Annotated in this window: 11 protein-coding genes and 1 pseudogene; 7 read left to right on the top strand and 5 right to left on the bottom strand. The window is 61.0% G+C overall.

What is annotated here, in order from left to right:
• Window positions 1–58 precede the first annotated feature (58 nt).
• Window positions 59–583, top strand: coding sequence for a DUF6586 family protein (locus BMY45_RS26005; RefSeq protein WP_092403118.1), 525 nt, complete (start codon window positions 59–61; stop codon window positions 581–583).
• 106 nt (window positions 584–689) lie between these two features.
• Window positions 690–923, top strand: coding sequence for a hypothetical protein (locus BMY45_RS26010; protein WP_047227208.1), 234 nt, complete (start codon window positions 690–692; stop codon window positions 921–923).
• Window positions 924–993: 70 nt separating this feature from the next.
• On the opposite strand, the gene sulA is transcribed toward BMY45_RS26010, so the two are convergent.
• Both sulA and lexA read right to left on the bottom strand, forming a co-directional pair.
• Window positions 994–1,467, bottom strand: a complete 474-nt coding sequence (gene sulA / locus BMY45_RS26015) for an SOS-induced cell division inhibitor SulA (protein ID WP_047227209.1) — start codon at window positions 1,465–1,467, stop codon at window positions 994–996.
• A gap of 10 nt (window positions 1,468–1,477) precedes the next feature.
• The gene (lexA, locus tag BMY45_RS26020) at window positions 1,478–2,086 is read right to left on the bottom strand and encodes a transcriptional repressor LexA (protein WP_092403120.1); all 609 of its coding nucleotides are present in this window, start codon (window positions 2,084–2,086) and stop codon (window positions 1,478–1,480) included.
• 240 nt (window positions 2,087–2,326) lie between these two features.
• Here lexA and BMY45_RS26025 point away from each other — a divergent pair, with 240 nt between their 5' ends.
• The 3 genes from BMY45_RS26025 to BMY45_RS26035 all read left to right on the top strand — a co-directional run bounded on the left by BMY45_RS26025 (window position 2,327) and on the right by BMY45_RS26035 (window position 4,968).
• Window positions 2,327–3,034, top strand: a complete 708-nt coding sequence (locus BMY45_RS26025; RefSeq protein ID WP_092403122.1) for a TetR/AcrR family transcriptional regulator — start codon at window positions 2,327–2,329, stop codon at window positions 3,032–3,034.
• A gap of 183 nt (window positions 3,035–3,217) precedes the next feature.
• Window positions 3,218–4,216: a beta-N-acetylhexosaminidase gene (nagZ, locus tag BMY45_RS26030; RefSeq protein ID WP_177193397.1), complete on the top strand. Its 999-nt coding sequence runs from the start codon at window positions 3,218–3,220 to the stop codon at window positions 4,214–4,216.
• Between the two features lie 11 nt (window positions 4,217–4,227).
• Window positions 4,228–4,968, top strand: a complete 741-nt coding sequence (locus BMY45_RS26035) for an S-methyl-5'-thioinosine phosphorylase (RefSeq protein WP_092403126.1) — start codon at window positions 4,228–4,230, stop codon at window positions 4,966–4,968.
• A 551-nt stretch (window positions 4,969–5,519) separates the two neighbouring features.
• Here the strand turns inward: BMY45_RS26035 and BMY45_RS26045 are convergent.
• From BMY45_RS26045 to mfd, 3 genes are read right to left on the bottom strand one after another with little or no spacing between them, the layout of a single operon-like run.
• Window positions 5,520–8,213, bottom strand: a complete 2,694-nt coding sequence (locus BMY45_RS26045) for a DEAD/DEAH box helicase (protein WP_092403130.1) — start codon at window positions 8,211–8,213, stop codon at window positions 5,520–5,522.
• Between the two features lie 11 nt (window positions 8,214–8,224).
• Complete coding sequence (locus tag BMY45_RS26050) at window positions 8,225–8,791, bottom strand: CsiV family protein (RefSeq protein ID WP_092403132.1); 567 nt, start codon at window positions 8,789–8,791, stop codon at window positions 8,225–8,227.
• A gap of 10 nt (window positions 8,792–8,801) precedes the next feature.
• Window positions 8,802–12,251 (bottom strand): transcription-repair coupling factor, encoded by a 3,450-nt coding sequence (mfd, locus tag BMY45_RS26055; RefSeq protein ID WP_092403134.1) that lies wholly within the window; start codon window positions 12,249–12,251, stop codon window positions 8,802–8,804.
• A gap of 168 nt (window positions 12,252–12,419) precedes the next feature.
• Here mfd and BMY45_RS26060 point away from each other — a divergent pair, with 168 nt between their 5' ends.
• Window positions 12,420–13,883, top strand: coding sequence for a glyceraldehyde-3-phosphate dehydrogenase (locus BMY45_RS26060; RefSeq protein WP_092403136.1), 1,464 nt, complete (start codon window positions 12,420–12,422; stop codon window positions 13,881–13,883).
• 301 nt (window positions 13,884–14,184) lie between these two features.
• Window positions 14,185–14,310 (top strand): annotated as a pseudogene (locus BMY45_RS28500) (IS110 family transposase); the annotation flags it as partial.

Raw genomic sequence — 14,310 nt, forward strand, 5'->3', positions numbered from 1 at the left:
GTTCCATGACACTGTCGCTCTTGCGTGAAGCTTTTATTTCGTTGGGGAGAATGCCGCCATGGCCCACGAACTCTACACCCGCACCAATCAGAAAATTTATTTCGCCGGCCTGTCGCTCGAAGCGCTCGCCAGGGCAGAGGATGGGCGTGCGATGAATTCCCCCGCGCTGACCCAAGCCGGGCGCGAATCAGCGCTGTTTCATCTGTACGGCGCGTTGTTGGGGCTTTGCCACGAAATTGCCGGTTTCTACCGTCTGCCGCAGGCAAATGCGCCCCGGGCCGAACTGTTGTTGACACCGGATGTGTTGGAAACCATCGCCATTCCGGAACTGGCCGAAATGGTCGAGCTGGCGCACAACCCGCAAACCTGGCTGGCTCAACTGTTGGCGGCACACGCGGCACTGTTTGAGCCGCCCCGGGCTCCTCGCAAGCCTAAGGGTGACGTGACTCAGCCTTTGATCATGGCGGTCAATCTGGACGAAGAAGAGCCCGAGCAGGCGTTGAGCCGGGAGGAGTTGGAAAGCTGGCGTCAGAACCTCAAGAACCTGGCCATCCGCTTTCGTGAAGGGCTGAACGAGTGCTGAGTTTTCCCCCGATCCGTAATATTCGCCCATAACGCTTGGTCAAGATCCCGAGCGAAGCCTGGCCGATGACTATATAATCCTCGCCTTTCGTGGAGAACAGACTTTTATGCCAACGTCCTTTCTAGAAATTGTCGAACTTCCTGATGGCCGCATCGAGCTGCGCAGGGCCGAGGACGAGGGTTCTCTGGTTACCTTGAACTTCTCCGAAGACGCCAAGGCCTTCCTGCAAGGCCAGCACGTCGAAGTCGCCAAGGCGATGTTGAGTGTGGGCGTGCAGATGGCAGGTCGTCTGGTTGAAGGCGAATTCAACAAGGAAGAGGGGCCGCGGGTTCTTCATTGATCCCGCCTGTCGGCTTTTGGACGATACTGTTCCTGGCCGGCTTCTCTGTCCTGGAGAAGCCCTGTGTTTTTTAGCCCAATCGAATATTCAGGCTTTGTGCGTCCCCGGTGCGTGCGGCGCTGATCAACTGTTGCCGTGCGGTCGTGGTCAACGGATTGAGCCAGCTGACCACTGTATGGCTGCGGCCCAGGCGCAACGCTTCGCAGGTCAGTTGCTGGGCGCTTTGAGTGCCCCGCGGCTGTAGCAATAGGATGCGTTCACGGTTCAGGCCCGCATCTCGCAGCCAGGCCTGGGTGACACTGGCCGGCGGTGCGATCAGCGTCAGCCAGCGAGCGTCCTGGTCCTGGCTCAGCTCGCGCAGGATCGGCGCCAGCAGGTTCAGGCAGTTCCCGGCGGCACCACGTAACGACAGTTCGCTGAAGGCCTCGGGCTCGGCGCCCCAAGGTGACTCGATCACCTCTTTGAGGGCGGGAACCAGCGGTTGGGCCATGAACGCCTCGAACAGCGGAAGTTGAGTGTGTTGTGGTGTGTGTGGGAACTGCATAAAGCCTCCTTTAGCGGCGGATAACGCCGACACTCAAGCCTTCGATGACCAGATCCTGATCTTTAAGATCGACTTCGATGGGGGCGAACTCGGGATTCTCGGCAATCAGCCAGACCTTGCTACCGTCGCGCTTGAAGCGCTTGACGGTCACTTCATCACCGATTCGCGCCACCACGATCTGGCCGTTGCGGGCTTCGCGAGTGGTGTGGACCGCAAGAAGGTCTCCGTCGAAAATGCCGATGTCCTTCATGCTCATGCCGTGCACGCGAAGAAGGTAGTCCGCCCGTGGATGGAAGAACGATGGGTTGATGTTGCAGGACTCTTCGACATGCTGCTCGGCGAGGATCGGAGCGCCTGCTGCTACCCGGCCGATGATCGGCAGGGTGGTTTCGTCGGCCTTGGCTTCAAAGCCAGGGATACGAATGCCGCGGGATGCGCCCGGGGTCATTTCGATAGCGCCCTTGCGAGCCAGCGCCTTGAGGTGCTCTTCAGCCGCGTTAGGCGACTTGAAGCCCAGTTCCTGGGCGATTTCCGCGCGGGTCGGCGGGTAGCCGTTGTCTTCGAGGCAGCGTTTGATGAAGGCCAGAATCTCTGCTTGGCGTGGCGTCAGCTTTAGCATATTGATCGCTCTGTCTTTTTATACAGTGACTGGGATTATATACAGTGGGCGCGGCTTGGCAATCCTCCTTTTCTCGCAGGCCGCTGGACGGTCGGTCGGGCCGCAAAAACGTCATGGGCTACAGCGGGCCGTAGGTGTGGTTAAATATCTGACCGAGCGTTCGCAAAACGTCCCGGCAGGCTTGACAACCCCAAGGCTGAAACGTATGTTTCAAACAAGTGTTTGTCAGGCGGAGTAGCCATGGCCCAGTCGGAAACCGTAGAACGCATTCTCGATGCTGCCGAGCAATTGTTCGCGGAAAAAGGTTTCGCTGAAACCTCATTGCGTCTGATCACCAGCAAGGCCGGGGTGAACCTGGCGGCGGTGAATTATCACTTCGGTTCGAAGAAAGCGCTGATCCAGGCAGTGTTCTCGCGTTTCCTCGGGCCTTTCTGTGTCAGCCTGGATCGTGAGCTGGAGCGGCGTCAGGCCAAGCCTGACGTCAAGCCAACCCTGGAAGAGCTGCTGGAGATCCTGGTCGAGCAAGCCCTTGTCGTGCAGCCACGCAGCGGTAACGACCTTTCCATTTTCATGCGCTTGCTGGGCCTGGCATTCAGCCAGAGCCAAGGCCACCTGCGGCGTTATCTGGAAGACATGTACGGCAAGGTTTTCCGCCGCTATATGCTTCTGGTCAATGAGGCCGCGCCGCGCATTCCGCCGATCGAGTTGTTCTGGCGCGTGCATTTCATGCTCGGCGCTGCTGCCTTCAGCATGTCCGGCATCAAGGCGCTGCGGGCCATCGCTGAAACCGATTTCGGTGTGAATACTTCCATTGAGCAAGTGATGCGTCTGATGGTGCCATTCCTGGCTGCAGGCATGCGCGCCGAAAGCGGCGTCACCGATGAGGCCATGGCTGCCGCGCAGTTGCGCCCGCGCAGCAAATCAGCCCCGGCGCTCGCCAAGGCCTGAGTGCACGGGTGGGCGCGGCTGCCTACATCCGCTAAGCTAGCGGCCCATGCCGACTCTCGTTTCGAACCCGCTTTATATTTCATTGCATAACCGTGATCTGCCGGGCCTGGAGCCCGGCGGCGCGGTTGTGCGTGCGTCGCTGTGCGGGTTCATTGTTATCAAGGAAATATTATGACTGCTGGCCTGCAAGGCTCGTTGATGGTGGACGTCGCCGGTACCTGGTTGACGGCCGAAGATCGCCACCTGTTGCGCCAGCCCGAAGTGGGTGGCCTGATCATTTTTGCTCGCAATATCGAGCATCCACGTCAGGTGCGCGAGCTGAGCGCCTCGATTCGCGCCATCCGTCCCGACCTGTTGCTGGCGGTCGATCAGGAAGGCGGGCGTGTGCAGCGCCTGCGCCAGGGGTTTGTGCGGTTGCCGGCCATGCGGGCGATTGCCGACAACCCGAATGCCGAATACCTGGCCGAGCAGTGCGGCTGGATCATGGCCACTGAAGTGCTGGCGGTCGGCCTCGATTTGAGTTTTGCCCCGGTGCTGGACCTCGATTATCAACGTAGCGCGGTGGTCGGCAGTCGTGCCTTCGAAGGCGACCCCGAGCGTGCAGCGCTGCTGGCAGGTGCCTTCATTCGGGGCATGAACGCCGCCGGTATGGCCGCCACCGGCAAGCATTTCCCCGGCCACGGCTGGGCCGAAGCCGATTCCCATGTGGCCATTCCCAACGATGAGCGCAGCCTTGAACAGATTCGCGCCCACGATCTGGTTCCGTTCGCCAAACTGAGCAAGCAACTGGCGGCAGTCATGCCGGCCCATGTCATTTATCCGCAGGTCGATGCCAATCCAGCCGGTTTTTCCCGGCGCTGGCTGCAGGACATTCTGCGTGGCGAATTGCAGTTCGATGGCGTGATCTTCAGCGATGATCTGTCGATGGCGGGTGCTCATGTGGTGGGTGATGCCGCCAGTCGTATCGAGGCGGCGTTGTCGGCCGGTTGCGACATGGGGCTGGTGTGCAACGATCGCGCCGCCGCCGAACTGGCCTTGAGCGCCGCCCAGCGGTTGAAGGTCAAACCATCGGCGCGCATCGCACGCATGCACGGGCAGGCCTTCGCCTCCACCGAGTACCGCCAGGACCCACGCTGGCTGACGGCAATCAGCGCGCTGAAAGCCGCCCAACTGATCGATTAAGGACATTTGTCATGACCGTTTACGCAATTATCGGCGGCACTGGCCTGACCCAGCTCGAAGGTCTGACCATTCGCCAGTCCTTGGCAGTAGAAACGCCCTATGGTGCGCCATCGGCAGAGGTGCAGATCGGTGACTACGCCGGGCGCGAAGTGCTGTTTCTGGCCCGTCACGGCCATCCTCATCGCTTTCCACCTCATCAGGTGAACTATCGCGCCAACCTCTGGGCCCTGAAGCAGGCCGGCGCCGAGGCGATCCTGGCGGTCAACGCCGTGGGCGGAATTCACGCCGCGATGGGGACCGGGCATTTCTGCGTGCCTCACCAATTGATCGATTACACCAGCGGCCGTCAGCACACCTATTTTGCCGATGACCTGGAGGCGGTTACCCACATTGATTTCAGCTACCCCTACAGCGAGGCGCTGCGCCAGCAACTGATCGCCGCCCTGGCCGCCGAGGGCTGTGGCTACAGCAGCCATGGCGTCTACGCCTGCACCCAGGGCCCGCGCCTGGAAACCGTGGCCGAAATCGCTCGCCTGGAACGCGACGGTTGCGACATCGTTGGCATGACCGGCATGCCGGAAGCGGCGCTGGCGCGTGAACTGGAGCTCGACTACGCCTGCCTGGCGCTGGTGGTGAATCCGGCAGCGGGCAAGTCCACGGCCGTGATCACCATGGCGGAAATCGAGCAGGCGCTGCATGACGGGATGGGGAAGGTGAAGTCGACGTTGGCGCGGGTATTGAAGGCTGGCTAGCGGAACAGGCAGTGAAAACGGGCGCAAGGTTTCCTGCTGTCGGTAAGGGCTATTCGTACAAAGCTCTCGGAAAGCTCCGATTTTCGGTTTCGTCATCCATCAGATGGGGCCTGGAGCTCTTCAAGGGACGTCAGAAGGGGTGCATCGGGGCGACTTGTTGCGCTTGAACGCTTTCGATGCGGCCAGGCTTACCGCGCTGAAAGGTGTTCCGCTGGTGTGGCAAGGTGGCGAGCGGTGGGGCGCTTTCGTGACGGGCAGCGGGATGTCTATGAAACCGTGCGCGTCGCCATGGGCAAGAAGGTGCGCGACGAAATTGGGGCTCAATCTGACGGCTGCCGACACGGTGATTCACTTCGAACCGTGGTGGAACCTGTTTGCGCCGTTGCCCAAGGCCTGATAATCCGTCATCGCGAGTACGCTTACTCCGTAGGAGCTGGCGAAGCCTGCGATCTTTTGATCTTTTTGCGTTGGATTTTATGGGCAGGGGAAAGATCGCAGCCTCGTTGCACTCGACAGCTCCTACGGGCTCCTGCGGGCGCCTATAAGTTCGCTCAGCGTTTTTCCAGCTTGTCCGGCAATGGCGCGAACAGCGCCTCGATATCGTCGCTTTGCAGTTTCCAGTCTCCGGCCACGCGCCCGTCCAATACGCCGGCTGCGAGGTCGGATTTTTCCTTCTGCAGCAGCTGAATCTTCTCTTCAACCGTGCCTCGGGCAATCAGTTTGTAGACGAACACCGGTTTTTCCTGGCCGATGCGATAGGCGCGGTCGGTCGCCTGGTTTTCGGTGGCGGGGTTCCACCATGGGTCGTAGTGAATCACTGTGTCGGCCTCGGTGAGGTTCAGGCCCACGCCGCCGGCCTTCAGGCTGATCAGAAAGATCTGCCGCTTGCCGCTCTGGAATTCCTTGACCGGCGTGCGTCGGTCCCGGGTCTGGCCGGTCAGGATGGCGTAGTCGACGCCGCGTTTCTTCAGTTCGTCTTCGATCAGCGACAGCATCGAGGTGAACTGAGAAAACAGCAGCACCCGACGACCTTCTTCAAACAGCTCTTCGAGCATCTCCATCAGGCTGTCGAGCTTGCCTGAAGTGCTGCCTCGGGCGGGCAGGGCGGCATCGTTGAGCAGGCGCAGGTCACAACAGACCTGACGAAGCTTGAGCAGTGCCTCGAGAATGATGATCTGGCTGCGAGCCACGCCTTTGCGGGTGATCTCGTCGCGTACCTTCTTGTCCATGGCCAGGCGCATGGTTTCGTAGACGTCCCGCTGGGCATCGCTGAGCTCGACCCAATGGATGATCTCGGTCTTGGGCGGCAGTTCTGTCGCCACTTGCTCCTTGGTCCGGCGCAGCAGAAAAGGTTTTATCCGACCGTTGAGGTGCTGAAGGCGCACATCGCTGCCGCGCTTTTCAATCGGCACGCGGTAGTCGCGGTTGAAGCTCTTGACGTCCCCGAGCCAGCCCGGGAGCAGGAAGTGGAACAGCGACCACAATTCGCCCAGGTGGTTTTCCAGCGGCGTACCGGACAGACACAGCCGCTGCCTCGCGTTGAGTTCGCGGGCGGCCTGGGCGGCTTTGCTGTTCGGGTTCTTGATGTACTGGGCTTCATCGAGGATCAGCACATGCAACGGCTGCGCCGCCAGGCGCTCGACATCCTTGGGCAGCAGCGCATAAGTGGTGAGGACCAGGTCGTAATCGGCCAGCCGGTCAAAATGCTTCTTGCGCCCGGCACCGTATAAGGCCAACACCTTGAGTTGCGGGGTGAAGTGGGCGGCCTCGTCGAGCCAGTTGGGGATCAGGCTGGTGGGCATGACCACCATGCAGGGGCGGTCGAGGCGCCCGGCGTTTTTTTCACTGAGGATGTGCGCCAGGGTTTGCAGGGTTTTGCCCAGGCCCATATCGTCCGCGAGGATGCCGCCGACTTCCAGCTGCCTGAGCGATTGCATCCAGCTCAACCCTTCGAGCTGATAAGGCCGCAGTGTGGCGTTCAGGCCTTCTGGCGCCGTGCTGGTGTAGTCCTTGATGTCCCGCAGGCGCTGGGCCAGGCCACGGATGTGCTCGCCGCCTTCCCAGCGCAGGGGCATGTCTTGCAGCGGGTTCAGGCGCAGGGCATCTGCGCTGTTCAAGCGCAGTTTGGTGGTGCCTGGTTCTTGCAGGTAAAACTCGCCCAGGGTGGCCAGCACCGGTTTCAGCCGGCCATAGGGCAGGGCCACTTGCTGCGGGCCGAACTCGGAGTTCGGGCGGTTAGGCAAGTTGACCAGGATGAGTTCGTCATCGCGGCGCCTGGCCAGGCGTTCCGGGTTGAACAGCTCGATGTGCGAACGCATCAGGTTCAGCAGAATCGGCAGCAGGCTCAATCGCTCACCGTTGACGATGATCCCCAGTTCCAGATCGAACCAGTCCCGTTCCGGCGTTTCTTCGACCGTGGCGTACCATTCGTCCACCGCCGTCAGGTCGAAACCGAAATCCTCGTCGATCTGCAACTCCCAGCCCTGGCTACGCAGTTTCGGCAGATCGTTGAGGGTGAACGTCAGCCAGGCACTGTCGTTGACCATCTCGTACAGCTCACCGGCGCTTTCGGGCAGGGCCTTGCTTTGGCGGGTTGCGATTTTGAAGCCGAGGATGCGTAGCTGTTCGCGGTAGGACTGCTCGACTTCCGTCTGGCGTTTAATCCGCAGCGTCTGTGTGTCCTGGCGAATCAGTACGTCAGTGTTGCGCTGGCCGCTGACGTATTCGTCCAGGTAGCTGAAAGATAGGGCGGCGCGGTGCTGGATATAGCGCTGCATCTTGCCGTTGCGCGGCTCGAAAGCGCTGAACTCGATGCTTGCCAGCCACAGCCGCGGCACTGGCTGAACATTGTCCACCAGCACTTGCGGCGGGGCCTTGGGGCTGCGGTTTTCCAGCACGGCCTGGAGCTTCTCCAGCAACTGCGCGTCTTTCTCGGCGGCCGGGTAGGCCAGGGTTTCCTGGACTTGCAGCAGCACCGCCGCGCAGTGTTTGCAGTTGATGCGCACCGGGCAGGTACAGGCGGCTTCGAGCAGAATCAATGTGCCTTTGGCTGACTCTTTCAGGCGAATCGTCTGGCGGTAAACGTTGCCCCCAGAGCCTTCACAACTGGCGGTGATGGTGCTGTCGCCGGCCTCGACGATCCTGACGCGGTTTTCCAGCGCGTAACGACGCCCACGCTCCAGGCTCTGTTCCTTGAATCGATTGACCCAGGAGGGTGCCAGGGGTTTGCTCAGGGGCGAGGGCATAGGCGCGCCGATCAGTCCGGAATGACGTCAGGCGCCTGCCGTGGCGCAGGCGCAGTCAGCGAGGTGATTTTGATCAGCAGGCCGAGGTGGCCGTTGTCGAGGAAATTCAACTGACCATTTTTGGTATGGCTCTGCTGTTTGAGGCGTTCGCTGGAAGTGACCAGCCCATTGGTGTCGATCTGGTTGATCCAGAAGTCGGCATCCACATCGGTAAACCGCCCCAGTTTCAGTTCCAGGGTCCCTTCGATGGGGAACTGGCCGAACTGTTCTGCGCCATCACTGACGGCGATTCGGCTGCCCTGTTCGCCCAGGTTCTGCTGCCAGGCTTTGTGCATCAGCACTGTGTACTGGCCGCTGGCGTTGAGTTTTTCCACGATGTGACCCAATGCAGGCGTGCGTTGGCTGTTCGCGTCCAGGCGTTGCGCACCCGCGTCCCAGTTCTCCGGCGCGGCGCGGCTGACAATCGCCGGTTCGGCGTTCTGGCGCATCAGGATCATTTCAACCTGATACAGGTCGTCGGCAAACGCCAGGGGAGCGACCAGGGTCATCAACAAGGTCAGTGAGCGAAACAGGCGCATGGGGCGTCCTTCAAGCAGGGGTCGGAGTGAGGCGCTCGAACAGCGCTTCTACGGTATTGAAACGCTCTTCCGGGCGTTCCATGGGCACCATGAATTTGAACATCGTGGCACCTTCGAACTTGTAGCGTTTGGGCTGGCCCTGGATCAGCTTGATCAGTACCAGCGGATCGACCGGCGTCTGGGCTTCGAATTCGATACGACCGCCATTGGGGCCGCCATCGACTTTCTTGATGCCCAGTTGTTCGGCCTTGAGCTTGAGCCAGGTGGTACGCACCAGGTTCTTGGTGGGCTCGGGCAGCAGGCCGAAGCGGTCGATCATCTCCACTTGCAGGTCCTTGAGGCCTTCTTCATCGGTGGCCGAGGCGATGCGTTTGTAGAGAATCAGCCGTGCGTGGACATCCGGCAGATAGTCCTCCGGGATCAGCGCCGGCACCCGCAGATTGATTTCCGGCCCGCCACCCAACGGTTGGTCGAGGTTCGGTTGCTCACCCTTGCGGATCGACTTGACCGCCCGCTCGAGCATTTCCATGTACAGGGTGAAACCCACGGCCTGGATCTGGCCGCTCTGGCCGTCGCCCAGCAACTCGCCTGCACCCCGGATTTCCAGGTCGTTGGTGGCCAGCACGAAACCGGCGCCCAGGTCCTGGGTGTTGGCGATGGCCTCCAGGCGCTTTTCCGCGTCCGGGGTGATCTGCTGGCGCGGCGGCGTCAGCAGGTAAGCGTAGGCCTGGTGGTGGCTACGACCGACCCGACCGCGCAACTGGTGCAACTGGGCCAGGCCGAATTTGTCGGCGCGCTCGATGATGATGGTGTTGGCGCTCGGCACGTCGATGCCGGTCTCGATGATGGTCGAGGCGATCAGCACGTTGAAGCGCTTGTGGTAGAAATCGCTCATCACCTGTTCGAGTTCACGTTCGCGCATCTGCCCGTGGCCGATACCGATGCGGGCTTCCGGCACCAGTTCGGCCAGGTCGGCGGCGCATTTCTCGATGGTCTTGACGTCGTTGTGCAGGTAATAGACCTGGCCGCCACGCAGCAGCTCGCGCAGCAGGGCTTCCTTGATCGTGCTTTTGTTCTGCTCCATGACGAAGGTGCGCACCGACAGGCGCCGGGCCGGCGGCGTGGCGATGATCGACAGGTCACGCATGCCCGACACCGCCATGTTCAGCGTGCGCGGGATCGGTGTGGCCGTCAGGGTCAGGATGTCGACCTCGCTGCGCAGGGCCTTGAGCTGTTCTTTCTGGCGCACGCCAAAGCGGTGCTCTTCGTCGATGATCACCAGCCCCAGGTTTTTGATCTTCACATCGTCCTGTAGCAGTTTGTGCGTACCGATGACGATGTCGATCTTGCCCTCGGCCAGGTCGGCCACCGCAGCGTTCACTTCCTTGGTGGATTTGAAGCGGCTCATCACCTCCACGGTGACCGGCCAGTCGGCGAAGCGGTCGCGGAAACTGTTGTAGTGCTGCTGGGCGAGCAGGGTGGTGGGCACCAGGATTGCCACCTGTTTACCGCCGTGCACGGCAATGAACGCGGCGCGCATCGCCACTTCGGTCTTGCCAAAACCGACATCGCCGCACACCAGCCGGTCCATCGGCTTGGGCGCGAGCATGTCGGCGCGCACGGCTTCGATGGTGGTCTGCTGGTCGACGGTTTCCTCGAAGGGGAACCCGGCGCTGAAGGTTTCGTAGTCGGCTTTCGGGTCGGCGAAGGCATACCCCTCGCGGGCGGCGCGACGGGCATAGATGTCCAGCAACTCGGCGGCGACATCGCGCACCTGTTCGGCGGCCTTGCGCTTGGCTTTCTGCCAGGTTTCCGAACCCAGGCGATGCAGCGGCGCCAGGGCGTCGTCGCTACCGGTGTAGCGGGCGATCAGGTGCAGGTTAGCCACCGGCACATAAAGCTTGGCGCCCTCGGCGTATTCCAGGGTGAGGAATTCGGCGGCCTGGTTGTCGATCTCCAGGGTCGCCAGGCCCAGGTAGCGGCCCACGCCGTGATCGATGTGCACCACTGGCGCGCCTTCGCGCAGCTCGGTGAGGTTCTTGATGACGGCGTCGTTGGCGGCGTCGGCGCGTTTCTCGCGACGACGACGCTGCATGACGCGTTGGCCGAACAATGGGCTTTCGGCCACCAGCGCCAGGGCCGGGTCTTCCAGGACAAGGCCATCATTCAGCGGCGCGATGGTAATCGCCAGGCGATCTTTGCCGGCGACGAAGTCTGGCCAGCTATCGACGGTCTTCGGTCTCAGCTTCAGGCGTTCAAGCAGCTCCAGCAGCACTTCACGACGACCGGCGGATTCGGCGGTGAACAGCACGCGGCCAGGGAAACCCTCGAGAAAACCGGCCAGGGCTGCCAGTGGCTGCGTGGCCTTGGCTTCGATCGCCAGGTCCGGCAAGGCCTTGGCCGGGAAGCGTTCGCGGCCGACGCCGGTTTCCACGTCCTGCTGGCTTGCCACCACGCGTGGCCAGCTCTTGAGTCGGGCAAAACAGTCTTCCACCGGCAGGAACAGCTCGGCCGGGGGCAATAACGGGCGGGAAGGATCGACGCGGCGCTCTTCGTAGCGATTGCGCACATCGTTCCAGAAGTTCTCCGCCGCCTGCTCGATGCCGGGCAGGGAAAACACCTGGGTGTCCTGGGGCAGGTAATCGAACAGGGTGGAGGTTTCTTCGAAAAACAGCGGCAGGTAGTACTCGATACCGGCGGGAGTGATCCCGCTGCTCAGGTCCTGGAAGATCGGGCAGCGACGGAAATCCACATCGAAGCGTTCGCGAAAGCGCGCCTTGAAGCGGGTCACGGCGTCTTTTTGCAGCGGGAATTCCTTGGCCGGCAGCAGGCGCACCGACTGTACTTTGTCGATGGAGCGTTGGTTTTCCGGGTCGAAGGTGCGCAGGGTTTCGATTTCGTCATCGAACAGGTCGATGCGGTAAGGCAACTTGCTGCCCATTGGGAACAGATCGATCAGCGCGCCGCGCACCGCGAACTCGCCGTGCTCATACACCGTATCGACGCAACGATAGCCACTGGCTTCAAGACGGCTGCGCATTTGCTCGACGTCGAGCTTCTGGCCGATGTCCAGCACCAGGCTGCTGCCCAGCAAAAACTGGGTCGGTGCCAGGCGATGTAGGGCCGTGGTGATCGGCACTACCAAAACGCCATGACTGAGCTCCGGCAACCGATAAAGGCTGGCGATTCGCTGGGAAACGATGTCCTGGTGGGGCGAAAACAGATCGTAGGGCAGGGTTTCCCAGTCCGGGAAATGCAGCACGGGCAAATCCGGGGCGAAGAAACTCAGTTCCTGTTCGAGCCGCTCGGCGCTTTGGCTGTCGGCGGTCAGCAGCAGGGTAAAGCGCTTTGCAGCGCTGGCAGCCTCGGCGATGGCCAGGCTCAGGGCGGCACCGGGCAGGTTGCCCCAGTGCTGTTTACCTGCCGCGGCAGGGAGAAGCGGGAGACGCAGAACGGGCACGGAAGGTTGAGCTCCAGCGTTGCGACAAAGTCGGCAATTGTAGCGGGGGAAGGGGGCGGCTGTCAGTCGCAGACTACCCTGGCGAACAGGAAAACCACGGTGCGACAGGCGCGCATTGCTCCGCCGAAGACTCGGCGGCATAATGTAGCCCCTTTTTTCAGCCCCTACATGTGGAAGGTTCCCGTGACTCAGAAGCCCGACCAGTGTCTTGGTGAATGGATCGATCGTGAAGCACTCGCAGAAGCGATGATCCCTCTCATCGGTCAGCTCTACCGCAATAACAACGTGGTGAGCTCGATCTATGGCCGCAGCCTGATCAACCAGTCTGTCATCGCGATTCTCAAGGCTCATCGCTTTGCTCGCCACCGTTCTTCCGACGACAGCGAACTCTCCGTCCACGAAACATTCCCGCTGCTCAAGGCCATGAGCGAGCTCAAGCTCGGCGCGGCTTCGGTGGACCTGGGCAAGTTGGCGTTCAAATTCCGTAACGAAGGCAATGGCCGTAGCGCCGAGCAGTTCGTTCGTGAAGAGATGGCTGATGTGGTTGGCCAGCAGAACGCTTCGCCTCGCAAGGGCACTGACGTGGTCCTGTACGGCTTCGGTCGTATCGGCCGTCTGCTGGCGCGCATCCTGATCGAAAAAACCGGTGGCGGCGACGGCCTGCGCCTGCGGGCCATCGTGGTGCGCAAAGGCGCCGAGAACGACCTGACCAAGCGCGCCAGCCTGTTGCGTCGTGATTCGGTCCATGGTTCGTTCAACGGCACCATCATCATCGATGAAGAAAACAACACCATTCTCGCCAACGGCAACCTGATCCAGGTGATCTACGCGAAGAGCCCGACCGAGGTGGACTACACCCAGTACGGCATCAAGGACGCACTGCTGGTGGACAACACCGGTGTCTGGCGTGACGCCGACGGTCTGGGCCAGCACCTGGCCTGCCCGGGTATCGACCGCGTCGTTCTGACCGCACCTGGCAAGGGCAAGCTCAAGAACATCGTTCACGGCATCAACCACGGCGAAATCACCGCTGACGACAAGATCGTCTCCGCCGCTTCCTGCACCACCAACGCCATCGTGCCGGTGCTCAAGGCGGTGAACGACAAGTTCGGCATCATCAACGGTCACGTCGAAACCGTTCACTCGTACACCAACGACCAGAACCTGATCGACAACTTCCACAAGGGCGATCGTCGTGGCCGTAGCGCCGCGCTGAACATGGTGATCACCGAGACCGGTGCCGCCACCGCCGCAGCCAAGGCTTTGCCTGAGCTGGCCGGCAAGCTGACCGGCAACGCGATCCGTGTACCGACGCCGAACGTGTCGATGGCCATCCTCAACCTGAACCTTGAGAAGGCTGCCACCCGTGAAGAAATGAACGAGTACCTGCGCTACATGGCGCTGCACTCCGACCTGCACAAGCAGATCGATTTCGTCAATTCCCAGGAAGTGGTGTCCACCGACTTCGTTGGCTCGCGCCATGCCGGTGTGGTCGACGCTGAAGCGACCATCGTTCAGGACAACCGCGTTGTGCTGTACGTTTGGTACGACAACGAGTTCGGTTACAGCTGCCAGGTGGTTCGCGTGATGGAAGACATGGCCGGTGTAAACCCGCCAGCATTTCCGCGCTAAGCCTTAGCCGCAGATGAAAACGCCCCGACTTGTCGGGGCGTTTTTTTGTCTGGGGTTTTGTGTTGTGGGGACTGGCCCCATCGCGAGCAGGCTCGCTTGTATGGTAGGACTTGAAGGGAGGAGGAGGGACAAGGCTCGATTCTGACTGTTAGGCGCAGTACAGACCGTGGGAGATTTCGCCCCTCCTCCTTTCACCCAAGCGCCGATAAAGAATGCATCTGGCCTAAACCGACGATAGGAACAAGCCTGCGCCTCTGGGTGAACCCTTCAAGTGTTCAAACCTTAGCCCGGAGAATTTTCAATGGCAATGCCGGTTTCTGTCACAAAGCCGATTGTGGGCGTGGATGTCGCCAAGAACGAGTTGGTGATCTATCACGCCGAACTTGATGTACTGGAGGCGATTCCCAACAACAAAGCGGCCATCAAA

The sequence above is a fragment of the Pseudomonas sp. NFACC39-1 genome (assembly GCF_900110355.1).
Taxonomy (GTDB): domain Bacteria; phylum Pseudomonadota; class Gammaproteobacteria; order Pseudomonadales; family Pseudomonadaceae; genus Aquipseudomonas; species Aquipseudomonas tehranensis.

Bases quoted from the DNA above. Each gene is read 5' to 3' on its own strand.
- BMY45_RS26005 (WP_092403118.1), top strand. From the start codon at position 59: ATGGCCCACGAACTCTACACCCGCACCAATCAGAAAATTTATTTCGCC.
- BMY45_RS26010 (WP_047227208.1), top strand. From the start codon at position 690: ATGCCAACGTCCTTTCTAGAAATTGTCGAACTTCCTGATGGCCGCATC.
- sulA (WP_047227209.1), bottom strand. From the start codon at position 1,467: ATGCAGTTCCCACACACACCACAACACACTCAACTTCCGCTGTTCGAG.
- lexA (WP_092403120.1), bottom strand. From the start codon at position 2,086: ATGCTAAAGCTGACGCCACGCCAAGCAGAGATTCTGGCCTTCATCAAA.
- BMY45_RS26025 (WP_092403122.1), top strand. From the start codon at position 2,327: ATGGCCCAGTCGGAAACCGTAGAACGCATTCTCGATGCTGCCGAGCAA.
- BMY45_RS26035 (WP_092403126.1), top strand. From the start codon at position 4,228: ATGACCGTTTACGCAATTATCGGCGGCACTGGCCTGACCCAGCTCGAA.
- BMY45_RS26045 (WP_092403130.1), bottom strand. From the start codon at position 8,213: ATGCCCTCGCCCCTGAGCAAACCCCTGGCACCCTCCTGGGTCAATCGA.
- BMY45_RS26050 (WP_092403132.1), bottom strand. From the start codon at position 8,791: ATGCGCCTGTTTCGCTCACTGACCTTGTTGATGACCCTGGTCGCTCCC.
- BMY45_RS26060 (WP_092403136.1), top strand. From the start codon at position 12,420: ATGTGGAAGGTTCCCGTGACTCAGAAGCCCGACCAGTGTCTTGGTGAA.